The sequence below is a fragment of the Paracoccus sp. S3-43 genome, assembly GCF_029027965.1.
Lineage (GTDB): Bacteria > Pseudomonadota > Alphaproteobacteria > Rhodobacterales > Rhodobacteraceae > Paracoccus.
This window is the reverse complement of the sequence record NZ_CP119082.1, coordinates 2,940,159-2,964,051: the sequence shown is the minus strand read 5'-3', so window position 1 is coordinate 2,964,051 and position 23,893 is coordinate 2,940,159. Positions and strand designations below refer to the sequence as shown.

27 protein-coding genes and 1 tRNA gene are annotated in these 23,893 nt (G+C 66.6%); 18 read left to right on the top strand and 10 right to left on the bottom strand.

Going from position 1 to position 23,893, the window contains the following annotated elements:
* Positions 1-89 precede the first annotated feature (89 nt).
* Genes ispH through PXD02_RS15355 form a run of 4 tightly spaced genes read left to right on the top strand, consistent with a single transcriptional unit; the run spans position 90 to position 2,341 of the window.
* Complete coding sequence (ispH, locus tag PXD02_RS15370) at positions 90-1,046, top strand: 4-hydroxy-3-methylbut-2-enyl diphosphate reductase (protein ID WP_275104696.1); 957 nt, start codon at positions 90-92, stop codon at positions 1,044-1,046.
* Positions 1,047-1,102: 56 nt separating this feature from the next.
* Positions 1,103-1,252 (top strand): glutathione S-transferase family protein, encoded by a 150-nt coding sequence (locus tag PXD02_RS15365; protein ID WP_275104695.1) that lies wholly within the window; start codon positions 1,103-1,105, stop codon positions 1,250-1,252.
* Positions 1,245-1,712 (top strand): ribonuclease HI, encoded by a 468-nt coding sequence (rnhA, locus tag PXD02_RS15360; RefSeq protein WP_275104694.1) that lies wholly within the window; start codon positions 1,245-1,247, stop codon positions 1,710-1,712. Before PXD02_RS15365 ends, rnhA begins: the two co-directional genes overlap by 8 nt.
* Complete coding sequence (locus tag PXD02_RS15355; protein ID WP_275104693.1) at positions 1,709-2,341, top strand: trimeric intracellular cation channel family protein; 633 nt, start codon at positions 1,709-1,711, stop codon at positions 2,339-2,341. The genes rnhA and PXD02_RS15355 overlap by 4 nt, the downstream gene beginning before the upstream one ends.
* Here PXD02_RS15355 and PXD02_RS15350 read toward each other — a convergent pair.
* Complete coding sequence (locus tag PXD02_RS15350; RefSeq protein WP_275104692.1) at positions 2,338-2,757, bottom strand: group III truncated hemoglobin; 420 nt, start codon at positions 2,755-2,757, stop codon at positions 2,338-2,340. The two genes, PXD02_RS15355 and PXD02_RS15350, sit on opposite strands and share 4 nt — an antisense overlap.
* Positions 2,758-2,858: 101 nt before the next feature.
* Here PXD02_RS15350 and queF point away from each other — a divergent pair, with 101 nt between their 5' ends.
* The gene (gene queF / locus PXD02_RS15345) at positions 2,859-3,320 is read left to right on the top strand and encodes a preQ(1) synthase (protein ID WP_275104691.1); all 462 of its coding nucleotides are present in this window, start codon (positions 2,859-2,861) and stop codon (positions 3,318-3,320) included.
* Between the two features lie 7 nt (positions 3,321-3,327).
* Here the strand turns inward: queF and PXD02_RS15340 are convergent, their stop codons facing one another.
* The gene (locus PXD02_RS15340) at positions 3,328-4,152 is read right to left on the bottom strand and encodes a DUF6635 family protein (RefSeq protein WP_275104690.1); all 825 of its coding nucleotides are present in this window, start codon (positions 4,150-4,152) and stop codon (positions 3,328-3,330) included.
* A gap of 129 nt (positions 4,153-4,281) precedes the next feature.
* Here PXD02_RS15340 and ileS point away from each other — a divergent pair, with 129 nt between their 5' ends.
* The 3 genes from ileS (at position 4,282) to PXD02_RS15325 (ending at position 8,828) form a co-directional block, all read left to right on the top strand.
* Positions 4,282-7,221, top strand: a complete 2,940-nt coding sequence (gene ileS, locus PXD02_RS15335; protein WP_275104689.1) for an isoleucine--tRNA ligase — start codon at positions 4,282-4,284, stop codon at positions 7,219-7,221.
* A gap of 104 nt (positions 7,222-7,325) precedes the next feature.
* The gene (gene mgrA / locus PXD02_RS15330) at positions 7,326-8,363 is read left to right on the top strand and encodes an L-glyceraldehyde 3-phosphate reductase (RefSeq protein WP_275104688.1); all 1,038 of its coding nucleotides are present in this window, start codon (positions 7,326-7,328) and stop codon (positions 8,361-8,363) included.
* A gap of 54 nt (positions 8,364-8,417) precedes the next feature.
* Positions 8,418-8,828, top strand: a complete 411-nt coding sequence (locus PXD02_RS15325) for an OsmC family protein (protein WP_275104687.1) — start codon at positions 8,418-8,420, stop codon at positions 8,826-8,828.
* 288 nt (positions 8,829-9,116) lie between these two features.
* On the opposite strand, the gene arsC is transcribed toward PXD02_RS15325, so the two are convergent.
* The 3 genes from arsC to PXD02_RS15310 are packed head-to-tail and all read right to left on the bottom strand — an operon-like array spanning position 9,117 to position 11,031.
* On the bottom strand, positions 9,117-9,473 hold the full coding sequence (gene arsC, locus PXD02_RS15320) for an arsenate reductase (glutaredoxin) (protein ID WP_275104686.1): 357 nt from the start codon (positions 9,471-9,473) through the stop codon (positions 9,117-9,119).
* 25 nt (positions 9,474-9,498) lie between these two features.
* Entirely contained in the window at positions 9,499-10,458 is a 960-nt protein-coding gene (locus PXD02_RS15315) for an IS481 family transposase (RefSeq protein ID WP_275103905.1), read from the bottom strand.
* 57 nt (positions 10,459-10,515) lie between these two features.
* Positions 10,516-11,031 (bottom strand): Lrp/AsnC family transcriptional regulator, encoded by a 516-nt coding sequence (locus tag PXD02_RS15310; protein ID WP_275104685.1) that lies wholly within the window; start codon positions 11,029-11,031, stop codon positions 10,516-10,518.
* 100 nt (positions 11,032-11,131) lie between these two features.
* Between PXD02_RS15310 and PXD02_RS15305 the strand changes: the two genes are divergently transcribed.
* The 5 genes from PXD02_RS15305 to PXD02_RS15285 are packed head-to-tail and all read left to right on the top strand — an operon-like array spanning position 11,132 to position 15,120.
* Complete coding sequence (locus PXD02_RS15305) at positions 11,132-11,473, top strand: DUF2849 domain-containing protein (RefSeq protein ID WP_275104684.1); 342 nt, start codon at positions 11,132-11,134, stop codon at positions 11,471-11,473.
* Complete coding sequence (locus PXD02_RS15300) at positions 11,466-13,124, top strand: nitrite/sulfite reductase (RefSeq protein ID WP_275104683.1); 1,659 nt, start codon at positions 11,466-11,468, stop codon at positions 13,122-13,124. Before PXD02_RS15305 ends, PXD02_RS15300 begins: the two co-directional genes overlap by 8 nt.
* Complete coding sequence (locus PXD02_RS15295; protein WP_275104682.1) at positions 13,117-13,848, top strand: phosphoadenylyl-sulfate reductase; 732 nt, start codon at positions 13,117-13,119, stop codon at positions 13,846-13,848. The genes PXD02_RS15300 and PXD02_RS15295 overlap by 8 nt, the downstream gene beginning before the upstream one ends.
* Positions 13,845-14,231 (top strand): DUF934 domain-containing protein, encoded by a 387-nt coding sequence (locus PXD02_RS15290; protein WP_275104681.1) that lies wholly within the window; start codon positions 13,845-13,847, stop codon positions 14,229-14,231. Before PXD02_RS15295 ends, PXD02_RS15290 begins: the two co-directional genes overlap by 4 nt.
* A gap of 46 nt (positions 14,232-14,277) precedes the next feature.
* A complete protein-coding gene (locus PXD02_RS15285) occupies positions 14,278-15,120 on the top strand; it encodes a ferredoxin--NADP reductase (protein WP_275104680.1) in 843 nt (280 codons plus the stop codon).
* A gap of 36 nt (positions 15,121-15,156) precedes the next feature.
* Here PXD02_RS15285 and PXD02_RS15280 read toward each other — a convergent pair whose 3' ends face one another.
* Positions 15,157-16,116 (bottom strand): IS481 family transposase, encoded by a 960-nt coding sequence (locus tag PXD02_RS15280; RefSeq protein WP_275103905.1) that lies wholly within the window; start codon positions 16,114-16,116, stop codon positions 15,157-15,159.
* Positions 16,117-16,303: 187 nt separating this feature from the next.
* Here PXD02_RS15280 and PXD02_RS15275 point away from each other — a divergent pair, with 187 nt between their 5' ends.
* Positions 16,304-18,310, top strand: a complete 2,007-nt coding sequence (locus PXD02_RS15275; RefSeq protein WP_275104679.1) for an OmpA family protein — start codon at positions 16,304-16,306, stop codon at positions 18,308-18,310.
* 41 nt (positions 18,311-18,351) lie between these two features.
* On the opposite strand, the gene PXD02_RS15270 is transcribed toward PXD02_RS15275, so the two are convergent.
* From PXD02_RS15270 to PXD02_RS15260, 3 genes are all read right to left on the bottom strand, one after another.
* Positions 18,352-18,783, bottom strand: coding sequence for a CoA-binding protein (locus PXD02_RS15270; protein ID WP_275104678.1), 432 nt, complete (start codon positions 18,781-18,783; stop codon positions 18,352-18,354).
* A 213-nt stretch (positions 18,784-18,996) separates the two neighbouring features.
* Positions 18,997-19,401 carry a YHS domain-containing (seleno)protein gene (locus tag PXD02_RS15265; protein ID WP_275104677.1) on the bottom strand — a complete coding sequence of 135 codons (405 nt, stop codon included), beginning with the start codon at positions 19,399-19,401 and terminating at the stop codon, positions 18,997-18,999.
* 94 nt (positions 19,402-19,495) lie between these two features.
* Positions 19,496-20,299 (bottom strand): TrmH family RNA methyltransferase, encoded by an 804-nt coding sequence (locus tag PXD02_RS15260; RefSeq protein ID WP_275104676.1) that lies wholly within the window; start codon positions 20,297-20,299, stop codon positions 19,496-19,498.
* A gap of 123 nt (positions 20,300-20,422) precedes the next feature.
* Between PXD02_RS15260 and PXD02_RS15255 the strand changes: the two genes are divergently transcribed.
* The 4 genes from PXD02_RS15255 (at position 20,423) to PXD02_RS15240 (ending at position 22,393) form a co-directional block, all read left to right on the top strand.
* Positions 20,423-20,506 (top strand) — tRNA-Tyr (locus PXD02_RS15255).
* Positions 20,507-20,804: 298 nt separating this feature from the next.
* Entirely contained in the window at positions 20,805-21,074 is a 270-nt protein-coding gene (locus PXD02_RS15250) for a hypothetical protein (protein ID WP_275104675.1), read from the top strand.
* A gap of 510 nt (positions 21,075-21,584) precedes the next feature.
* Positions 21,585-22,097: a plasmid recombination protein gene (locus PXD02_RS15245; RefSeq protein WP_275104674.1), complete on the top strand. Its 513-nt coding sequence runs from the start codon at positions 21,585-21,587 to the stop codon at positions 22,095-22,097.
* The gene (locus PXD02_RS15240) at positions 22,097-22,393 is read left to right on the top strand and encodes a hypothetical protein (protein WP_275104673.1); all 297 of its coding nucleotides are present in this window, start codon (positions 22,097-22,099) and stop codon (positions 22,391-22,393) included. The genes PXD02_RS15245 and PXD02_RS15240 overlap by 1 nt, the downstream gene beginning before the upstream one ends.
* A 221-nt stretch (positions 22,394-22,614) precedes the next feature.
* On the opposite strand, the gene PXD02_RS15235 is transcribed toward PXD02_RS15240, so the two are convergent.
* Complete coding sequence (locus PXD02_RS15235) at positions 22,615-23,787, bottom strand: ATP-binding protein (RefSeq protein WP_275104672.1); 1,173 nt, start codon at positions 23,785-23,787, stop codon at positions 22,615-22,617.
* Between the last annotated feature and the right edge of the window lie 106 nt (positions 23,788-23,893).

Genomic DNA, 23,893 nt, shown 5'->3' with positions numbered 1-23,893 from the left:
TGCGATGGTGGCGCGGCGGGGATGGTATTGCAAGCTTGTGACGGGCTTGCGGCTGGACGAAACGGCCCCGCCGCGCTACCTCAGGCATCATGGAACACGCGAAACCGCCCCTGATGCTGTATCTTGCCGCGCCGCGCGGGTTCTGCGCGGGCGTGGACCGCGCCATCAAGATCGTCGAACTGGCGTTGCAGAAATGGGGCGCCCCCGTCTATGTCCGCCACGAGATCGTCCACAACAAGTTCGTCGTCGACAGCCTGCGCGACCAGGGCGCGGTCTTCGTCGAGGAACTGGACGAGGTGCCCGACGACCGCCCGGTGATCTTTTCGGCCCATGGCGTGCCCAAGGCCGTCCCCGCCGAGGCGCGGCGGCGCAACATGATCCATGTGGACGCGACCTGCCCGCTTGTGACCAAGGTCCATACCGAAGCCGCCCGCCATCATGCCGAGGGGTTGCAGATGGTGATGATCGGCCATGCGGGCCACCCCGAGGTGCTGGGCACCATGGGCCAACTGCCCGAGGGCGAGGTGATCCTGGTCGAGACGGCCGAGGATGTGGCTCGCCTCGCCCCGCGCGATCCGGGGCGGCTGGCCTTCATCACCCAGACCACGCTGTCGGTGGACGACACCGCCGAAATCGTCGCGGCGCTGAAGGCGCGTTTTCCCGCCATCCACGGCCCCGCGCGCGAAGACATCTGCTATGCCACCACCAACCGGCAGGCCGCCGTCAAGGCGATCGCGCACAAGATCGACGCGCTGCTGGTGATCGGGGCGCCCAATTCCTCGAACTCGAAACGGCTGGTCGAGGTCGGGCGGGCGGCGGGCTGCGCCTATTCGCAGCTGGTGATGCGCGCCGACCAGATCGACTGGCGCGCCATCGACGGCGCGACGGCGGTGGGCGTCACGGCGGGCGCAAGCGCCCCCGAGGTGCTGGTGAACGAGGTGATCGACGCCTTCCGCGCCCGCTATGACGTGACGGTCGAGATCGTCGAGACGGCGCAGGAAAACGTCGAATTCAAGGTGCCGAAGGTGCTGCGAGAAAGCGCCTGACGGCGCAGGCCAACCGGCGGCCCCCCCGAGGATATTTGGACCAAGGCAAAGAACGGATGCGGCTTTATTCGATGCCCTCTTCGGGCAACAGCGACAAGGTCAGGGCGGGCACCAAGGGCGGTTTCGACATGGCGCGGTTTGCGGCGGTGAACCGCTGGCTGGATCGCGTCGCCGCGCTGCCGGGATATGCGGGGCTGGATGGCTGATCTGTTCGCCTGGACCGACGGCGCGTGCAGCGGCAATCCCGGCCCCGGCGGCTGGGGCGTGCTGATGCGCGCCATGGACGGGGATACCGTCGTCAAGGAGCGCGAACTGGCCGGGGGCGAGGCGCTGACCACCAACAACCGGATGGAGCTGATGGCCGCGATCAGCGCGCTGGAGGTTCTGGCCCGGCCCACCGCGATCACCATCACCACCGACAGCGCCTATGTGAAGAACGGCGTGACCCAGTGGATCCACGGCTGGAAGAAGAACGGCTGGCGCACCGCCGACCGCAAGCCCGTCAAGAATGCCGAATTGTGGCAGCGCCTGGACGAGGCGCGGCGGCGCCATGACGTGACCTGGGCCTGGATCAAGGGCCATGCGGGCCACCCCGAAAACGAACGCGCCGACGAACTGGCCCGCGCGGGCATGGCGCCCTTCAAGCCCGTAAGGGCCACGGGGTGACGCTGGCGGATCTGGTCCCGTGGCTGGACTATGCCAGCGTGCTGGTCTTTGCGTTGACGGGCGCCCTGGTGGCCAGCCGGGCGCAGCTTGATGTCGTGGGCTTCGTCTTCTTCGCCACGCTGACCGGCATCGGCGGCGGCACGGTGCGCGATCTTGTGCTGGGGCGCGATCCGGTCTTCTGGGTGCAGCGGCCGGAACTGATCCTGCTGACGGCGGGCGCGGCGGTCGTGGTGTTCTTCACCGCGCATCTGTTCGAAAGCCGTTATCGGCTGATCGTCTGGCTGGACGCCTTCGCGCTGGCCGTGGCGGTTCCGGCGGGTGTGGGCCTTGCGCTGGAGACCGGCGCCGGGCCGGTCGTCGCGGTGGCGATGGGCGTCGTCACCGGCACCTTCGGCGGGCTGATCCGCGACGTGGTGGGCAACGAACTGCCGCTGGTCCTGAAGCAGAAAGAGCTTTACGTCACCGCGACCTTCGGCGGCGCGGTGGTCGGCGTCGCGCTGATCGGCGTGGGCATGCCGCGGCCGATGGCGCTGATCTTCTGCGGGCTGGTGGTGATCGCGCTGCGGGCGGGCAGCCTGGCTCTGGGCTGGAGCCTGCCGACCTACAAGGCGCGCCCGCCGCGCCGCTAGCGCAGGATCGGCGGGCCTTCGCGGGTGGGGCGGACATCCTCGACCCCCATGCGCAGGCCCTGGCCGATGCGGTGGGCCAGGGCCGACCAGGCGCGGGCGGTTTCCGGCGGCAGGGTGCGGCGCAGGGTCTCGTCGAACAGCGCCAGCCAGACCGGGAAATGTTCCGCGCGCACGTCGCCCGCCCGCATATGGGCGCGCATCGGGCTGCCGTCATAGCTGCGTTCATAGAGGATCGCGTTGCGCCAGAAGGCGGCGATCCTCGCCTCGTGCGCGGGCCAGTCGGCGACGTGGTTGGCGAAGACCGGGCCCAGCACCTCGTGCCGCCGGACGGCGCCGTAGAAGACGGCCACCACGCGGTCGATCTGGTCGGCGGTCACGTCGAAGCGGGGCGGGATCATGGCGGCTTGTCTGTTCATGGTCGGGTCTTATGTGGCGCGCGGCCCGCCCCGGCGCAAGGCGCGGTTTGACGCATGGGGCGGCGGCTGCTATGGCCGCGCGCCGCTCGAAAGGAAGCCCGATGGCCCATTACACCGACGCCCTGACCCAGCTTGGCGTCCCGACCGACCTGCCCGCCAGCCCCGAGGAGGCCGTGCTGGAGAGGGTGCCGAACCCCCAGGCGGGCGAGGTCTATGCCGTCCGCTTCACCCAGCCCGAATTCACCAGCCTGTGCCCGATCACCGGCCAGCCGGATTTCGCGCATCTGGTGATCGACTATGTGCCCGGCGACTGGCTGGTGGAATCGAAGTCGCTGAAGCTTTACCTGGGCAGTTTCCGCAACCACGGCGCCTTTCACGAGGATTGCACGGTGGGCATCGGCAAGCGGCTGGTCCAAGCCATCGCGCCGCAGTGGCTGCGGATCGGCGGATATTGGTATCCGCGCGGCGGGATGCCCATCGACGTGTTCTGGCAGACCGGCCCGGCGCCCGCCGGGCTGTGGCTGCCGGATCAGGGCGTCGCGGGCTATCGCGGCCGGGGCTGACCGAGGGTCAGCGCAGGTTCCGCCACAAAAGCAGCGCCGCATCCGACAGGTCGCCCGCGCGGGCCAGGATATGCTCGGCCCCGATGCCGCCGCCGGGCCGGGCGGCATCCAGCCGCGCCAGCAGGCGCAGGATGCGGCGGCGATGGATGCCCGTCCAGGCCTGCACCGGGTCGGCGACCAGCCCCGCGAAGGTCGTGACCAGAGACCCGATCACCGCCAGGGCGATGCTGGTCAGGACCACCGCCCAGGGCGACAGCTCGACCGGAAAGGCCCAGTACCAGGCGCGGCCCAGCCTGTCGCCCAGCAGGAAATCGTTCACCGCCGTGGCATGGGCGCGCAGTTCCGCCAGCGGCCCGGCCAGCGAGATCACCCCCGGCGTCGCGCGGTTGAACAGCAGCCAGCCGCCCGCCAGCACGATCAGCGACGTGGTGATCTCGGACACGGCGTTGCGGGTCTCGGCCAAGGTCGCGGCTTCGTGGCGCACGGCGGCGGGCGGCGCGCCGGGGCCGATGCCCTGGGCGTCCAGGTCGGCGACCAGGCGGATCAGGTCGGCCTCGATCACCCGGCCCATGTCCGAGGGCAGGAACACCCGCCGCGCCGCCAGCCAGGCGCCCGCGCGGCCCGCGCCCAGCCGCGCCAGCAGCCAGGCCAGCAGCCGCGTCAGCAGGAAGACCGGCGACAGCATCACGTTCAGCGGCGCGCGCAGCAGATCCAGCCCAAGCGCCGCGCGGTGCAGCCGCCACGTGCCGCGCGGCCCGTATCGGTCGCGGACGAATCGCGATACGGCGGCGCGGCGGCGGGCCATCGCCGTCTCTGTCAGGGTTGCGGGCACGCGGACGCCTTTCTATAGAGGTCGGCATGGAATTTCTGGCGTTCGGATCCCGAATTAGCAACCCGGTGGCGTGAGGTTTCGCGCCGCCGGGTCATGCCTGTCCGAAGCTCATCCCCGAAGGAAGCCCCGATGGCCGCCGATACGCCCGCCGATACCGCCACCTCCGCTGCCCCCGACTACCGCGACACCGTGTTCCTGCCGCAGACCGATTTCCCGATGCGCGCGGCCCTGCCGCAGCGCGAACCGGAATGGCTGGCCCGCTGGGACCGGATCGGCATCTATGACCGCCTGCGCGAGCGCGCCGCTGAGAAGGGGGGCCGCGCGCCCTTCATCCTGCATGACGGCCCTCCTTACGCGAACGGCCACCTGCATATCGGCCACGCGCTGAACAAGACGATCAAGGACATCGTGGTGCGCAGCCACCAGATGATGGGCCGCGATGCGCGATACATTCCCGGTTGGGACTGCCACGGGTTGCCGATCGAATGGAAGATCGAGGAGAAATACCGCGCCGAGGGCCGCGACAAGGACGCCGTGGACGTGGTCGAGTTCCGCCAGGAATGCCGCCGCTTCGCCGCCGACTGGATCGACATCCAGCGGGACGAATTCAAGCGCCTGGGCGTCACCGGCAAGTGGGACGATCCCTATCTGACGATGGACTTTCACGCCGAGGCGGTGATCGCGGCCGAATTCATGAAGCTGGTGATGAACGGCGCGCTGTATCAGGGGTCGAAGCCGGTGATGTGGTCTCCGGTGGAAAAGACCGCCCTGGCCGAGGCCGAGGTGGAATACAAGGATCACACCAGCCACACGATCTGGGTGCGGTTCCGGGTGGAATCCTCGCAGGGTATTTGGGCAAAGAAGCCCGCCAACGTGGTGATCTGGACGACGACGCCCTGGACCATTCCGCAGAACCGGGCGGTCGCCTTCAACCCGGCGATCGGCTATGGGCTTTATGAGGTCGGCGCGGTGGCCGAGGGCGCAACCGCCGTGGCGGGCGAGGTGCTGGTGCTGGCCGATGCGCTGGCCGAAAGCGTCATGAAGGCCGCGAAGGTCGAGGAGTTCAGCCGCCTGGGCGACGTGGCTGCGGCGGATCTGGAGGGCGTGGTGCTGGCCCACCCGTTCCGCGGCGTCGAGGGCGGCAGCGGCGAGTGGGACTATGACGTTCCCCTCCTTCCCGGCGATCACGTCACCGACGACGCGGGCACGGGCTTTGTCCATACCGCGCCCAGCCATGGCGACGACGACTATCAGCTTGGGCTGAAATACAAGCTGCCGATGACCTATAACGTCGAACCGGACGGCAGCTATCGCGCCGACCTGCCGATCTTCGGCGGACAGGCGATCATCGACGCCGAGGGCAAGGACGGCCCCGCCAATGTCAGCGTCATCAAGCACCTGGCCTATGCGGGCGCGCTGCTGGCCAAGGGCCGGATCAAGCACTCCTATCCCCATAGCTGGCGGTCCAAGGCGCCGCTGATCTATCGCAACACGCCGCAATGGTTCGCGGCCATCGACAAGCCGCTGACCGACGGCATGAACGACTATGGCGACACGATCCGCACACGGGCGCTGACCAGCATCGACAAGCTGGTGACATGGTGGCCGCAATCGGGGCGCAACCGGATCCATGCGATGGTGGAAAACCGCCCCGATTGGGTGCTGTCGCGCCAGCGGGCCTGGGGCGTGCCGCTGACCTGTTTCGTGCGGCGCGGCGCGAAGCCCACCGACGACGATTTTCTGCTGCGCGATCAGCGGGTCAACGACCGGATCATCGCCGCCTTCGAATCCGAGGGGGCCGATGTCTGGTATCGCGACGGCTTCAAGGCGCAGGTGCTGGAAGGGGTGGCGGATCCCGACCACTACGATCAGGTCATGGACGTGCTGGACGTGTGGTTCGACAGCGGATCCACCCATGCCTTCGTGCTGCGCGACCGCGCGGACGGGGCGGCGGACGGGATCGCCGATGTCTATCTGGAAGGCACCGACCAGCATCGCGGCTGGTTCCAGTCATCCTTGCTGCAAGGCTGCGCGACCAGGGGCCGGGCGCCCTATCGCAACGTGGTCACGCATGGCTTCACGCTGGACGAGAAGGGCATGAAGATGTCCAAGTCGCTGGGCAACACCATCGTGCCCGCGAAGGTGATCGAGCAATACGGCGCCGATATCCTGCGGCTGTGGGTGGCGCAGGCGGATTACACCGCCGACCAGCGGATCGGGCCGGAGATCCTCAAGGGCACCGCCGACAGCTATCGCCGCTTGCGCAACACTTTGCGCTTCCTTCTGGGGGCGCTCGACGGGTTCACGGATACCGAGAGGCTGGACCCGGCGCAGATGCCCGAACTGGAACAGTGGGTGCTGCATCGCCTGGCGCAGCTGGATCACGCGGTGCGCAAAGGCTATGATCAGTTCGATTTCCAGGGCGTGTTCCAGACACTGTTCCAGTTCTGCACCGTGGATCTGTCGGCCTTCTATTTCGACATCCGCAAGGACAGCCTGTATTGCGACGCGGTGGACAGCCCGCGCAGGCGGGCCGCGCGGACGGTGCTGGACATCCTGTTCCACCGCCTTGTCACCTGGCTTGCCCCGATCCTGCCCTTCACGACCGAGGATGTGTGGCTGTCGCGCTTTCCCTCATACGACGACAGCGTGCATCTGCACGATTTCCCCGACACGCCCGCCGACTGGCTGAACGAGCCGCTGGCGGTCAAGTGGGACCATGTGCGCCGCGCCCGCCGCGTGGTGACGGCGGCATTGGAGGTGAAGCGCGCGGACAAGACCATCGGCGCCAGCCTCGAGGCCGCGCCGATCGTCCATGTCGAGGATCGCGACATGCTGGCCGCGCTGAAATCGGTGGATTTCGCGGATGTCTGCATCACCTCGGACCTGTCGCTGACCGCCGACCCGGCCCCGGCCGAGGCCTTCCGCATGGCCGAGATCCCCGGCATCGGCGTGGTCTTCGAACTGGCCGAGGGCCAGAAATGCCAGCGTTGCTGGAAGATCCTGCCCGATGTGGGCACGCACCGGCATCCGGGCCTCTGTGCCCGCTGCGACGACGTGCTGGCCTGACCATCCCGACCCGCGCGAGGGGACAGTCCCGCGCGGGTCGCCTGCTTGACGTGGCCGAGCCCTCGCCCCATCCTGCCGCCGCGTGAACAACCGGCAGGATCCCGATGTACAAGCCCGACCCCGACCGTTACGACCGGATGCAATACCGCCGCTGCGGTCGGTCCGGGCTGAAACTGCCCGCGATCAGCCTGGGCCTTTGGCACAATTTCGGGCATGACACGCCGCACCAGACCAAGCGTGACATCTGCCGCACGGCCTTCGATCTGGGCATCACCCATTTCGACCTGGCCAACAACTATGGCCCGCCCCCCGGCAGCGCCGAGGAAGCCTTCGGGGAAATCCTGCGCAGCGATTTCGCGGGCCATCGCGACGAACTGGTGATCAGCAGCAAGGCGGGCTGGACCATGTGGCCCGGCCCCTATGGCGAATACGGCAGCCGCAAATACCTGATCGCGTCCTGCGACCAGTCGCTGAAAAGGCTGGGCGTGGATTACGTCGACATCTTCTATTCCCACCGCTTCGATCCCGACACCCCGCTGGAGGAGACCATGGGCGCGCTGGACCGGATCGTGCGGTCGGGCAAGGCGCTCTATGCCGGGATTTCCAGCTATAACAGCGCGCGGACGCGCGAGGCGGCGGCGATCCTGCGCGACCTGGGCACGCCCTGCCTGATCCACCAGCCCAGCTACAACATGCTGAACCGCTGGATCGAACGCGACGGGCTGCTGGATACGCTGGACGACGAGGGGATCGGCAGCATCGTCTTTACCCCGCTGGCGCAGGGGATGCTGACCGGCAAATACCTGAAGGGCATCCCGCAGGACAGCCGCGCGGCGCAGGGCAAGTCGCTGGCGCAGGACTGGCTGACCGACGACATGATCCGCCGCCTGAACGGGCTGAACGATCTGGCGGCCGCGCGCGGGCAGACGCTGGCGCAGATGGCGGTCGCCTGGGCGCTGCGCGACGGGCGCGTGACCAGTGCGCTGATCGGGGCGTCCCGCGCCTCGCAGGTGGCCGATTGCGTCGGCGCGCTGGACCGGCTGGATTTCAGCGCGGACGAACTGGCGCGCATCGACGACCTGTCGGCGGGCGGCGACGTGAACATCTGGCGCGGTTCGACCGAGGGCGCGGGCGAGGAGTGACAGACAGCGCGCCGTGATCGTGCTAGGCTGGCAACAGTCAGCGGGGGGATCGCCATGCCTGTGGTCAGCGTCAGCCTGATGAACGTGCCGGGGACCGAGGCCGCCGTCGGCTGGGCGGGCGGCCATTGCCTGATCGCCGACCGGCCCCAGGGCAAGGCGGGCGGCATGGGCCTGGGCTTCAACGGCGCGCAGCTGCTGGCGCTCGCCATCGGCGGCTGCTTCTGCAACGACCTGCGTCACATCGCGCATCGGCGCGGGGTGGGCATCGCCTCGGTCGCGGTCAAGGTGCATCTGACGATGGAGGGCGAGCCGCTGATCGCCACCGGCGCGGACATGATGGTGCAATGCGCCACCGAGGACGGGTCGGACCCCGCGCCGCTGATCGAGGAGGCCAAGGCCGGTTCGATGGTCGGCTGTTCCCTGCCGCGCGGGATCCCTGTGCAGGTCTCGGTGGGGCAGGGCTAGTCCCACCACCGGCCGCTTCCCAGCCGCGCAGCCGTTTCTTGATCCGGTCGGGCGCGACGGCGGCTTCCAGCACCGCCAGCGCCGCGTCGGGTTCGCGGGCATGGCGCAGCGGCAGGTTGCGGTAATGGCAGGTCATGCCGCCGTCCAGCCCCGCAAGGTCGGGGCCGGGGTTCGGCGACGATCAGGCGGCCGGTGAAGCCGGGGCGGAATGGCGCAGGCCGGCCGCGAAGATGATCGCCTGGAGTTCCAACCACCCGCCTTGCGCGACGATCAGAAGGTTCGGCGTCATCACCCGCCCAACAGGTCGAAGACGGTTTCCTTGGGGCGGCACAGCCGCGCACTCTGGGGGCCGAAGACCACCGGGCGTTCGATCAGCGCCGGATGATCCGCCATGGCCGCGATCAGCGCGTCGTCGGACAGCGACGGATCAGCCAGCCCCAGGTCGTCATAGGGCGTGTTCTTCCGCCGCAGCAATTCGCGGGGCGTGACGCCCAGCCGGTCCAGGGCGTTGCGCAGCTCATCGACCGAAGGCGGCTGCGCCTGATAATCGCGCACCGTCACGTCCGCCCCCGCATCCCGCAGGGCTTGCAGCACAAAGCGGGATGTCGAGCATTTCGGATTGTGCCAGATCGTATAGTCGGACATGCGGCCTCCTGCGGTCGCCGCGACCCTAGGTGTTCAGTCCCGGCATCTGGTGGATCGGGTTTAGGATGAATCTGTCTGGCTCTGATGTCCAGATCTTGCAGATGTATTCGTAGGGCGTGAGGCCGCCGAGGGTCTTGAGCCTACGCGCGAAGTTGTAGGCTGCCATGAAGTCGGCGAGATGCGTGCGGAGCTCGTCGTGGCTGGTGTAGTGAAAGCGTTTGACGGTGGCGTCCTTGATCGTGCGGTTCATCCGCTCGACCTGACCGTTGGTCCACGGGTGGTTGGGCTTCGTCAGGCGGTGCTCAATGCCGTTGGCCTCGCAGATCATGTCAAAGCGCATAGGTCTGGAATAGATGGTGTTCCGGTTCCGAGGCTGCTCGGCGAACTGAATACCGTTGTCGGTGAGGATGGTATGGACCTGATAGGGCACGGCTTCGAGCATGTGCTGCAGGAACTCCCAAGCTGTCTTCCTGTCCGCCTTGTCGACGAGCTGGGTCACGGCAAACTTGCTCGTGCGGTCAATGCCGACGAACAGGTAAAGCTTGCCTTCAGCAGTCTGCACCTCGGCGATGTCGATATGAAAGAAGCCGATAGGGTAGCGCTTGAACTTCGACCGTTTCGGCTTGTCGCCTTCCACGTCGGGCAGTCGAGAGATGCCGTGGCGCTGAAGGCACCGATGCAGCGCTGAGCGTGTCAGGTGTGGAATTGATGGCTGCAGGGCATAGAGGCAGTCGTCCAGCGGCAAAAGCGTGTGCAGCCTGAACGCGACGATGGCCGCCTCCTCGGCTTCTGTCAAAACCGTGGAGCGTGGCTCCTTCGGCCCTGTCTTGAGATCATCGACCGTCGCTCGCTTGCGCCACTTCGCCACTGTCTTGGGGTTAATGCCGAGCTCCCGGCTCAGCGTCGCGAGCGAAGCTTGCGATCGTTGTATTGCAGCTCTGACGGCGTGCGTGGTCGTGGCGCTCCCGTGACGAACCTGGCCCATAATGCTTCCCTCCATCCCTGAGAAAGGATCGCACCATCAAACCGTGGGATCAAACACCTAGCGCCCCACTTCCGGGATGGGAAGCGCGCTTGTCGCCTTGATCTCCTCCATCGACAGCAGGGCGGTGACGTTGTGGATCTTCACCTCGCCGATCAGGGACTGGTAGAAGCGGTCATAGGCGCGCGCGTTGCGCACCTGCACCTTCAGGATATAGTCGATGTCGCCCGCCAGCCGATGCGCCTCGATCACCTCGGGGCGGTCGCGCAGGGCTTTCAGGAAGCGCGCGGCCCAGTCCTTGTCATGTTCGCTGGTGCGGATCAGGACGAAGAAACAGGCCTCCAGCCCCAGGGCCTCGGGGTCGAGAATCGCCACCTGCCTGCGGATCACGCCCGCCTCTCGCAGCTTGCGGATCCGGTTCCAGACGGGGGTCTTGGACGCCCCCACGCGGTCGGCGATCTGGTCCAGCGACAGGCTCGCATCCTCTTGCAACAGGGACAGGATTTTGCGATCCACCTCGTCGAGCCGGAAATTTGTTTTCGCTGCACCTGCAATCTGTGGAAGCTGTTCCGACATGTCCGACCATCTGGGCTGAATGTCCTTATTTTCCAGACCCTATCGCAAAGATCCAGAACAAAATTCTATATTAGAGAGACCAATCCGAAAGGGTCCGACCATGAGCAAAGCCTTCGTTCCGACGGCCGCCAAGCCCGGCGTCATCACCGCAAACGATCTGCGCGAAGGCCATAACGTCTGGATGTGCGAGGACGGCTGGACCGCCGATCCCGCGCGCGCGACCCTGTTCGAGGACGAGGCCATCGCGGATCTGGCGCTGCTGAAGGCGGTGGGGCAGTCGAACATCGTCGTCGGCCCCTATCTGGTGGAAGCCCGGCGCGGCCCCAACGGCCCCGAGCCGACCCATTTCCGCGAGGCGTTCCGCCAGCGTGGACCGTCCAACTATTTCCACGGCATCCAGACCCTGAAGCAAGCCAAACTGACCGAGGCCAGCAATGTTTGACGTTCGTCCCGTCGAGACCGACTATGTGCGCCACCGGGCGGCTCAGTTCCGCGCCCAGGTCGAACGCCGCCTGGACGGCAGCCTGACGGAAGACGAATTCCGCCCGCTGCGCCTGATGAACGGCGTCTATCTGCAACTGCACGCCTATATGCTGCGGATCGCCATCCCCTATGGCACGATCAGCCCCGACCAGATGCGCATGCTGGCCCATCTGGCGGAAACCTATGACAAGGGCTATGGCCACTGGACCACGCGGCAGAACATCCAGTTCAACTGGCCCCGGCTGGTGGACATCCCCGACATGCTGGACAAGCTGGCCTCGGTCGGGATGCACGCCATCCAGACATCCGGCAACACCATCCGCAACGTGACGACCGACGCCTTCGCGGGCGCCGCCGCCGACGAATACATGGACCCGCGCCCCTATGCGGAACTGCTGCGCAGTTGGTCCACCGACCATGCGGAGTTCCAGTTCCTGCCGCGCAAGTTCAAGATCGCCATTACCGGCGCCGCGCGCGACCGGGCGCTTGTCGCCGCCCATGACATCGGCCTGCGCCTGCGCCAGCAGGACGGCAGGACGGGTTTCGAGGTCTGGGTGGGCGGCGGCCTGGGCCGCACGCCGATGCTGGGCAAGGTGATCCGCGACTTCCTGCCCGAGGAAGAGCTGCTGGCCTATATCGAGGCGATCATCTCGACCTATAACCTGTCGGGGCGGCGCGACAACAAATACAAGGCCCGCATCAAGATCACCGTCCACGAACGCGGGCTGGACGTGTTCAAGGCCGAGGTCGAGGAGGAATTCCAGAACCGCCGCCGCGACTTCCACGGCGCCGACCGCGAGGCCCTGGCGATCTTCCGCGACCGCTTCGCCGCCCCCGCCTTCCGCAACGGCGCAACCGACACCTTCGAGGCCGAGCGGGCGAAGAACGGCGCATTCCGCAGCTGGACGGACACGAACCTGCATCCGCACAAGGTCGACGGCTATGCCAGCGTGATCGTGACCTTCAAGACGCATGGCGCGACGCCGGGCGATGCGGGCGCGGACCAGATGCGCCTGCTGGCCGACCTGGCCGAGCAATACGGCCATGCCGACCTGCGCGTCAGCCACGACCAGAACGTCGTGCTGCCCCATGTCCACAAATCCGACCTGCCCGCCGTCTATGCGGCGCTGCAAAAGGCTGGGCTGGCGACGGCCAATGCCGGGCTGACCAGCGACATCATCGCCTGCCCCGGCATGGATTACTGCACGCTGGCCACCGCGCGCTCGATCCCCATCGCGCAAGAGATCGCGACCCATTTCAAGGATAACGGCCTGGAAGACGAGATCGGCAAGCTGAACATCCGCATTTCCGGCTGCATCAACGCCTGCGGCCATCACCATCTGGGCCATATCGGCATCCTGGGCCTGGACCGCGCGGGGGTGGAGAACTATCAGATCACGCTGGGCGGCGACGGCTACGACATCCCGGCCATCGGCGAACGCGCCGGCGCTGGCTTCCCCTATGACCAGGTCGTGCCCGCCATCGACCGGCTGCTGCGGGCGTATCTGGAGGTGCGGGCGGACGCGTCCGAACGCTTCATCGACGCCTATCGCAGGCTGGGCCCCGCGCCCTTCAAGGCCGCCCTCTATCCCGAGCCTGCCCATGCTTGACGATACCCTGGACAGCCGCGCCGCGCGGCTGAACGACCGCTATCGCCATCATGCCGCGACCGAGGTTCTGCGCCGCGCGGTCAGCGACCCCGACCTGGGCCGGGTGACGCTGGTATCCTCTTTCGGCGCCGAATCGGTGGTGCTGCTGCATATGGTCAGCGTGGTGGCGCCGGGCCTGCCGGTGCTGTTCATCGACACGCAGATGCTGTTCCCCGAGACGCTGGAATATCAGCGCGACGTGTCGGCGAAGCTGGGCCTGACCAATGTGCAGATGATCCGCGCCAGCGAGATCGAGGTCGCCCGCCACGATCCCGACGGCACGCTGCACCAGGTCGACGCCAATGCCTGCTGCGATTTCCGCAAGACGGTGCCGCTGGAACGCGTCCTGTCGGGCTATGACGCCTGGATCACCGGACGCAAGCGGTTCCAGAACAGCGACCGCGCCGCGCTGGAATTCTTTGAACCCGAGCCGCCGTCGCGCCTGCGCATCAACCCGCTGGCCCATTGGCGCAGCGAGGATGTGCAGGAATACATGGCCGAAAACAACCTGCCGCGCCATCCGCTGGTGGCGCGCGGCTATCCGTCCATCGGCTGCGCGCCCTGCACCTCGCCGGTGAAGCCGGGCGAGGATCCGCGCGCCGGACGCTGGCGCGGGCAGGCCAAGACCGAATGCGGCATCCACTTCATCGGCGGCAAGATCGTCCGCGGAAAGGTTCCGGCATGACAGACCGGCTGAACAGCGAACGCGTCCTTGCGCGCGACGACGGCTTTCACCCGCTGGTCCAAGAGGCCGAGGAAACCCTTGCCTCGGACACGCCGCTGGCGGAACTGGCCCAGCATCTGGACCGCGAGTTGATCGCCATCGACTTTCCGTCCTTCACCGACGGGCGCGGCTTTTCGCTGGCGCGCCGCCTGCGGGAACTGGGCTTCAAGGGCCGGTTGCGCGCATCCGGGCGCCTGATCGCGGACCAATATGCCATGGCCCGCCGCGTGGGTTTCGACGAGGTCGAGGTCGCCCCCGACATCGCCGCCCGCCAGCCGCAGGACCAATGGATCGCGCGGGCCGACTGGAAGGCCTTCGACCACCGCGCCAAGCTGGCGGGCTAGGGGTTTCGCCCCGCCGCCGCATCGACTAGAACACGCAGGACCGCAGATGACCCTGGACATTCCCGTGGCCGACGCCGCCCCCAAGCCCGCCCAGAAGACGCTTCCCGACGCGCAGACGGTCATGGCCGTGAAGCACTGGACGGACAGCCTGTTTTCCTTCCGCGTGACGCGCCCCGCGTCCTTGCGCTTCCGGTCGGGCGAATTCGTGATGATCGGCCTTCTGGGCGACAACGGCAAGCCCTTGCTGCGGGCCTATTCCATCGCCTCGCCCAACTGGGACGATGAGCTGGAGTTCTATTCGATCAAGGTGCCGGACGGGCCGCTGACCTCGAAATTGCAGCATATCCAGCCGGGCGACCAGATCATCCTGCGCCCCAAGCCCGTGGGCACGCTGGTCCTGGACGCGCTGCTGCCCGGCAAGCGGCTGTGGTTCCTGGCGACCGGCACCGGCATCGCGCCCTTCGCGTCGCTGATGCGCGACCCGGAAACCTACGAACGATATGAACAGGTCATCATGATGCACACCTGCCGCACGGCGGATGAGTTGAGCTATGGCCGCGAACTGGTCGAAAACCTCAAGAACGATCCCCTGCTGGGCGAGATCTATGGCGAGGATTTCGCCAGCCGCCTGATCTATTACCCCACCACCACGCGCGAGGAATCGCCGCGCATGGGCCGGATCACGGACAATATGACCTCGGGCAAGGTCTTCGCCGATCTGGGCCTGCCGCCGATCTCGCCCGAGACCGACCGGGCGATGGTCTGCGGCAGCCTGGCCTTCAACGTCGATGTGAAGGCGGTGCTGGAAGGCTTCGGCCTGCGCGAGGGCGCGAATTCCGAACCCCGCGAATTCGTGGTCGAAAAGGCTTTCGTCGGCGACGGCGTTTAGGCCCTGACTGGCATGGCATTTCGGCAAGGGCGCGGCCTAGGTGTTCAGTCCCGGCATCTGGTGGATCGGGTTTAGGATGAATCTGTCTGGCTCTGATGTCCAGATCTTGCAGATGTATTCGTAGGGCGTGAGGCCGCCGAGGGTCTTGAGCCTACGCGCGAAGTTGTAGGCTGCCATGAAGTCGGCGAGATGCGTGCGGAGCTCGTCGTGGCTGGTGTAGTGAAAGCGTTTGACGGTGGCGTCCTTGATCGTGCGGTTCATCCGCTCGACCTGACCGTTGGTCCACGGGTGGTTGGGCTTCGTCAGGCGGTGCTCAATGCCGTTGGCCTCGCAGATCATGTCAAAGCGCATAGGTCTGGAATAGATGGTGTTCCGGTTCCGAGGCTGCTCGGCGAACTGAATACCGTTGTCGGTGAGGATGGTATGGACCTGATAGGGCACGGCTTCGAGCATGTGCTGCAGGAACTCCCAAGCTGTCTTCCTGTCCGCCTTGTCGACGAGCTGGGTCACGGCAAACTTGCTCGTGCGGTCAATGCCGACGAACAGGTAAAGCTTGCCTTCAGCAGTCTGCACCTCGGCGATGTCGATATGAAAGAAGCCGATAGGGTAGCGCTTGAACTTCGACCGTTTCGGCTTGTCGCCTTCCACGTCGGGCAGTCGAGAGATGCCGTGGCGCTGAAGGCACCGATGCAGCGCTGAGCGTGTCAGGTGTGGAATTGATGGCTGCAGGGCATAGAGGCAGTCGTCCAGCGGCAAAAGCGTGTGCAGCCTGAACGCGACGATGGCCGCCTCCTCGGCTTCTGTCAAAACCGTGGAGCGTGGCTCCTTCGGCCCTGTCTTGAGATCATCGACCGTCGCTCGCTTGCGCCACTTCGCCACTGTCTTGGGGTTAATGCCGAGCTCCCGGCTCAGCGTCGCGAGCGAAGCTTGCGATCGTTGTATTGCAGCTCTGACGGCGTGCGTGGTCGTGGCGCTCCCGTGACGAACCTGGCCCATAATGCTTCCCTCCATCCCTGAGAAAGGATCGCACCATCAAACCGTGGGATCAAACACCTAGGGTCGCGCCCTTTTGCATTGGGATTCCCGCCCATCACCACCGGGTCACGCGCATGTTTGGAACCGGCAACTTCGGCTGCTGGTTAAATGCGCGACAGATCAATCCGTTCGAGGCAAGGGGATCCCGATGCGCCGCATGATCAACAACACGACCGCCATCGCGGCCTGCCTGTCGCTGCTGCTGCCGCCCATGGCCCAGGCCCAAGGCGCGCCTGCGGAAGGTGAACAGCCGCCCCCGCCGCCTGTCCAGGAACAGCAGGCCGAGCCGGCAGCCCCCGAGGCCGAGGCCGAGGCAGCGCCGGCGGAACCCGCCGCCCCGGAACCGGCAGCCGAGACCGCGGCCGAGACTCCAGCCGAGGCAACAGCCGAACCCGAAGCCCCGGCACCCGAATCACCCGCTGCGGAACCGGAAGCCGAGGCAGCAGCCGAACCCGAAGCCCCGGCGCCTGAACCTGCGGCCGACGCAACCCCCGCGCCGCAGGAGGCCGAGGCGCAGGCTGAACCCGCAGAAAGTCCGGCGCAGGCCGAGGCCCCGGCGGATGCCGAAGGCAAGTCGCAGCGGGCCGAGGAGCGCGCCGAACGCCAGGCGGAACAAGAGCAATCCACCGCCGATGCCCAGGCCGAACGCCCGGCCGAAGCCCCCCGTCAGCAGGATGAGCAACCCCCGGCCACGGCCGGGGACGCGCGTCAGCAGGACCAGGAACGGCCCGCCCCGGCCGCCCGCGAACAGCAGGCCGACCGTCCCGAACCCGCCCCCACCGAACCCGCCCCCACCGAACCCGTCCCCACCGAGGCCGGGGAAAGCGCCGATCCCCTGAGCGACGCCGACGCCTCGCAGGCCGAACAGTCCGCCCCCAAGGGCGAGGCGGCCGAAGCGGAACCGGGGCAGGCGCAGACGGACACCCCTGCGACGCCGGATCAGAATGACCTGGGCGACGCCCTGGCCCGCGAACAGGCGGTCCCCGAAGCCGCCGCCGAAGGCCAGCCCCCTGCGGCCGACCCATCCGCCCCGCCGTCCGAAAGCGCGCCCGAGGCCGATGCCCCCGCCACCGAAGGCGCCCAGCAGGCCGCCGAGGAGACTGGCGCGGCGACGGCAGCCGCTCTTGACGACGATCAGCAGGGCGAGGTCGCCGAACAGCAGATCACCAAGGAGAACAGCCGTTCCTCGTCCGAGGATTTCGCGACCAGCCTGCGCGATGCCCTGGCGCCGCAGCAGGCGCAGACGGCCGAACGCGGCGATGATGACGACGACAACGACCTGGCCAAGGCGCTGCTGCTGGGCCTGGGTGCCGTCGCGGTGGGATCCTATCTCAACAACAACCGCCAGGTGGCGCTGTCGGCGCCTGACCGGGTCGTCGTGACCCGCGCCGATGGCAGCCAGGAGGTGATCAAGGACGAGGTGGCCCTGCTGCGCCAGCCCGGATCGACCGTCGCGACCGAGAATTTCGACGACGGGTCGTCGCGCACGGTGGTGTCCCGCGCCGATGGAAGCCGCGTCGTCACCATCCGCGACGCCGATCTGCGGGTGCTGCGCCGCACGCTGGTCTCGGCCGACGGCACGCAGACCCGCCTGATCGACGACACCGCAGGGGTGGAACCGGTCGATGTCTCGACCCTGCCCGCGCCTGCACCCGCGACCGCCACCGGCGTGTCCCAGGACGAGGCTGCCCTGCGTGCGGCCTTGCGGCGCGAGGTGGATATCGACCGCCGGTTCAGCTTGGGGCAGATCCGGTCCATCCCGCAGGTCCGCGCCCTGGTCCCGCCGGTGACGATCGACGCGATCACCTTCGACACGGGGTCTGCGGCGATCTCGCCCGACCAGGTCCGGCAGCTGTCCGCCCTGGGCAACGTGATCCAGGACGCGATCGCGAAGAACCCCCAAGAGGTGTTCCTGATCGAGGGCCATACCGATACGGTCGGCCCCGACGCGGCGAACCTTGCCCTGTCGGACCGCCGCGCGGAATCGGTGGCCCTGGCGCTGTCGGAATATTTCCAGGTGGCGCCGGAAAACCTGGTCGTGCAGGGCTATGGCGAACAGTTCCTGCAAATCCGCCGGGAGGGCGATGTGCGCGAAAACCGTCGCGCGGCGGTCAGGCGGATCACCGACCTGCTGCAAACCGCGCAGGGGCAATAAGGACAAGGCCCCGGCGCAGCGCCGGGGCCTTTTGCGACGCCTTACAGGTGGCGCGGGAATTCGATCTTGGGGCAGCGGTCCTGGATCACGGTGATGCCCCGCGCCTCGGCCCGCGACGCCGCCGCGTCGTTGCGGATGCCCAGTTGCAGCCAGATCGAATTCAGGTGGGGAAGATGTGCCAGGGCTTCATCCACGATGGGACCGACGGCTTCGGATCTGCGGAAGATGTCAACCATCTGCACGGGAATCGTCGTCGGAATGTCCGACAGGCGGGCATAGACGGTCTCTCCCAGAATCTTGCCGCCCGCCGGGCCGGGATTGACGGGAATAACGCGATAGCCGTTCGCTTGCAGATACCGCGCCACGCCCCAGCTGGGCCGCGCCTCGTTCGGCGACAGGCCCACAACCGCAATGACCTTCACGCCACGGGCAATCCGGGCGATATCTTCGTCGTCCTTGAAATCGACTTCCATGACGGGTCTCCCCTCCTCGTCTAAAAGTTGTGGGCACCATTACACAGAAAAGGCGCCCGGTCCAGAATTCTGGCCGGGCGCAAGTCGCGGAACGAGGGACAGTGATCTGAACATGACGGTTCCGGGGTCATGTTCCAAATGGTAAATGGGCAACACCCCCGAAAAGTTCCAGACATATCGCGAATTCGTGATGGAATTTCGCCCGCACCCGCGTCACCGTTCCCAGCGTTCCTGGGCGCGCGCCAGAATGTCGCGCGGGGCCTGCTGCAACTTGCGGGCTGCCTTGCCGGATCCCACCAGATATAGTCTGTTGCCGATGATCAGGACATGACGCGGATCGCCCGCCACCCGCCGTCCTTCGGCCAAGGCGACGGGGCAGAGACCGCCGAAGGCCGGGGCAAAGCTGCGCGGATCGGCTTCGAACCGGCTGCGGTTCTCCTCGGTCGCGAAATGCCAGACCTGGCCTTTCCACAGCGTCGAAATGTCGCCCCGTCCGGGGACCGGGCGGCCGCTTTCCAGAAAGCCCACCGCGTCCAGCCCGTCGATGGCCCAGTCCTGGGCGATCGCCGGCAGGACGGGGGCCGAGGTCAGGATCAGCGAAAGAAGCAGCGGTTTCATGGATCGGGCGGTTTTGTGGCGGCAGGATGCCTCATTGGCAGCACCGGACCCGATTCTCAACGCCGCCGCGCCGATTGTCGCAGGGATGTGATCCCTATGCCGTGCTGGCCGCATACAGCCCCACGGCCGCGGCGTTCGAGACGTTCAGCGACCCGAAATCGGCGGCAAAGGGAATCCGCGCAACGTGATCGCAGCTTTTCAGCGTCAGGTCGCGCATCCCCGGACCCTCGGCGCCCAGGACCAGGCACAGGGCGCGGCCGGGCAGGGTGGCCAGCAGGTCGGGCAGGGGGGTGTCGCCGGTCCCGTCCAGCCCGATCAGCGTGAAGCCCATGCCCTTCAACTGCGACAGCGCCTCGGCCAGGTTGGGGACGCGCAGATAGGGCTGCCGCTCCAACGCGCCCGAGGCGGTCTTGGCCAGCGCGCCGGTTTCGGGGGCCGAATGACGGGCGGGGGCGATGACGGCGCGGGCGCCGAACACCTCGGCCGACCGCAGGATGGCGCCGATGTTGTGCGGATCGGTCACGCGGTCCAGCGCGACCAGCAGCGGCCGCCGCTCGCCCGGCGCCTGCCGCAGCACCACATCGCTGAGACCGCCCCATTTCAGCGGCTTCACCTCCAGCGCGGCGCCCTGGTGGACGCTGTCGGGGGTCAGCGGCACCGCCTTGCCGAAGACGCGGGGATCGGTGATGTCCGGCACGACTCCGTGAAGCTCGCCCAGCCGGTCCAGGGCATTGGGCGTCACCACCAGCCGCAGCTTTTCGCGCGCCGGATTGGCCAGCGCGTCGCGCACGGCGTGCAGGCCGAACAGCCACACGGTTTCCGCGGCCCCCGCGCGGCGGGCGCGTTCCTTGTCGATCACCCAGGCGGGTTTCTTGGGCTTTCCCGGTCGCTCGGACATGCGCAGGATCCTTTGTCGCTGGCCCCTTCATCGCGCGTCCCGCAGCCCGGACGCAAGGCCCGGAAATCCGCTTGACGCCCCGGCCCCTGCCCGTTAATGACCCCCCACGCCGAATGGCTCGGCGGGCGACGTGCTGCAAGGTGCGGCAGCGGACTGTAACTCCGCCGGGGAGACCCATGCCTGGTTCGATTCCAGGGTCGCCCACCACTTCTTCTGAAAACTGAACGAAATCAACGAAATGGTGTCCTGCATTCGTGCAATGCGGCAGCATGCAAATCAATAGGTTATGACGCAGGTGTCCCGCAGTTTGGGCCTCGCCTGCACAAAAGAAAACCGCCGGAGGAGCTGGCACTCCATCCGACGGCACTGTCAAAGGTCTTCTGACAAAAGAATATGTCACAGCTTCCCGCCGCGCAACCCCGTGGGGAGATGCGGCATGAGTTGGAAGGTTGCGGATCTTTGCGCCGGGCGGCGCTTCGGCAGTCCGGTCCGAAAGCAGATCATCATGTTTCTGGCCGACAAGGCCAGCGATGACGGGTTGGGCATCTGGTGTTCCAAGGGAACGATCCAACGGCATACCGAGCTTGGCGAAACCACCGTCAAGCGCACGATCAACGAGTTCCTGAAGGAAGGCATCCTGATCGAGACCGGCCGCCGTGCCTGCAAGAACGGTTTCACCGTTGTTTATCGCATTTCCCTTGCCGCCGTCCGCACCCTGGAGGGTATTGCCGAACCCGATGATGACGGGGTCCACAGAGGACGGGGTCTACCGTGAACCCGGAACCGGGTCCGCTGCGGACCCGGTACCCCGTCCACAGCGGACCCCAAACCATCCTGAAACCATCCATAAACCACCTTCGCGCGCGTGCGCACGCGAGGGGGCGGCAGAGTCTCTGGAGATATTGAAGGCCTATCCAACCGACCGATGTCGCGACGAGGCATCCAGTCTGCGCCATGTCGAAGCCGCGCTTCAGGAGGTCGGGCATGAAAAGCTTCTCTCGGCTGTAAAGCGCTATGCGCTGGAGACCGCAGGCTATACGCGCTCAAAGGTCTGCTTCTCTGATAACTGGTTCAGGGCGGGCCGTTGGCGCGATTACATCGAGGACGAGCCGGAACCCGCTCAGGTGCCCACCCCGGCACATGCGGCCAAAACTGCCGACTGGATCCAAATCCCGTCATCCCCTGTGCCGGACCCTGAGCGTTGGGCAGGTCCGCATGGCGCTGTACCTGGAGCTGGTTTCCCACAGCCAAGTGCGCGCCGCAGGCTTCAGCGAGGGATTGCGTTATGTCTGAGCGTACCGGGAAATCCATCTTCGCGCACAAGCAGACCTATTCGCGCAAGGGTAACAGCAAGAGCAGGTCTGTCAGCGAGGTCGCGGATGAGGCCGAGCGGCTGGACGGGGCCTGCCCGCATGTCGGGAATCCACAGCCGCCGGCCATCCTCGAAGGCATCCGGCCCTCGGAGGTGGTTGCGTTAATCGAGCAGCGCATCGCCGAACAGAACAAGCAGTTGCGTCGGTTGCGCAAGGAGCAGCCGGATCGAAAGGAGGCGCTGCAGACCATCCGCTCGGACACGCATGTGATGATCGGCAGCGTGTTCAGTTTCCCCGACCCGGTCGAAGATATGGATGAGGCCGATTACCTGCGCTGGCGCAAGGACGTGATCGCCTTCGCCAAGGACGATGCGGTTCGGAACCAGGCCGAAGTGCTGAGCATCGTCGAGCATCTCGATGAAGCCCACCCACATGTGCATGTGCTGGCCGTGCCCCTATGCGCCCCTTGGGTGTGGAGAGCTTGATGATGACTTATCTGCTCAGCGATTATCCGGTTCTGGCGCGGATCGCGGCCGACAGGACCATGGCCACGCGGCTTGACGTCCGCGCCTGCTGCCGGCTCTACGCACTGGCGACAGCCGCCGATCTGGGTGCGATGGGGCCGAAAGAGCGCCGGTTTTACGACAGTCTGGCCGTGAGCGAGCCGGTGCCGAGCTCCGGCGGGCCAATTGCAGCGCTTCAGGCGCAGGTCAGAGCCGCTGGCTTCCGCCGTATGCCTGACGAACAGGCCTTCCTGGACGATCTGTCCGGGGGCATCTGACCGAGGCGGATGCGGGCAGCATTCTCGTCCAACGCATAGCCCAGAGTGGCCTACCTTTTGCGATTTCGCTAAATATTAGTGACGGACTATTATTTTGCGGGGCCCGGTACTTTCGTACCACCCGCAAAATGTCGGACCAAGTGCTGCGCCCCGGTACCCAGCTTTCTCCGCCCGTGAAGAAGATCGATCCCCCCATACCGCCCTCTGGGCGACCGCATTGCTTACGGATGAAGTGCCAACAGATCCTGCCCGAACTGGTGCAGCGACATGACCTCGATGCCGTTCGGCAGCGGGAAAGCCTCGTCCCCCGGATAGACCACGATCCGCCGCGCAGGTTGCAGGTCTTCGCAGGCCGAGTGGAAGCCGCGCTCGACCTTCGGCGCCAGATTGCGCTTGACCTCGACGGCCCAGACCGCGCCGCCCGGCAGGATCAGCACCAGATCGACCTCGGCTCCCGCGCCGCTGCGGTAGAACTGGGCCTGAGTGCCGGCAGGCATCACGGCATGGGCGGTCTCGATGATCAGCCCCTCCCAACTGGCGCCCGCGACAGGGTGGCCGAGAACGTCATCCAGTGTCGCCAGCCCCAGAAGGGCATGCAGGATGCCGGTGTCGCGGACATAGATGCGGGGGGACTTGACCAGCCGCTTGCCGATATTCGCGTGCCAGGGCTCCAGGCGGCGCACCAGCATCAGATCGACCAGCAGGTCGAGATAGGAGGCGACGGTCTTGGCATCGACCCCAAGCGCGCGGGCCAGCTCGGCGGCGTTCGACAGGCCGGATTGCCGATTCGCCAGCATGGTCCAGAAGCGCCGCAGCGTCTCGGCCGCGATGCGGGGGCCGAGCGCGGGAATGTCGCGCTCCAGATAGGTGCGGATGAAGTCGCGCCGCCAGCGCAGGCTGGCCTGATCGTCGCGGGCGAGGAAGCTGTCTGGGAAACCGCCCCGGAGCCAGAGCCGATCCAGATCGGCAGCGGAAACCTCCAGCGTATCGAGGGGGGCAAGCTCGGCATAGGCGATCCGGCCCGCCAGCGTCTCGCCGGATTGCCGCAGCAGGTCGATGGAGGCCGAGCCGAGCAGCAAAAACCGACCCGCCCGCAGCCCCTTGCGCCGACTCCGGTCGATCAGGCCGCGCAGGTTCTGGAACAGGTTCGGCACGCGCTGGACCTCATCGAGAATGACCAGCTTGTCCTCATGCGCCGAAAGGTAGAGTTCGGGGTCCGAGAGCTTGGCCCGGTCGGCGCTGGATTCGAGGTCGAGATAGAGCGACGGCCGCTCTTCCCTCAGCTCCTGCGCCAGCGTGGTCTTACCCACTTGGCGCGGCCCCAGCAGGGCAACGGCGGGGCTGTCGTCCAGAAGGGACTTCACGGTTGCGGTGATACGGCGCTCGATCAACATCCTTGCAATTATGGATATAAATTCCCGATTTGCAAGGTTAATTGGAAGGATGTTCCCATTTTCTGCGGGGCTTACTTCAATCAGCCCAGCTGCCGGAAGGCCCGCT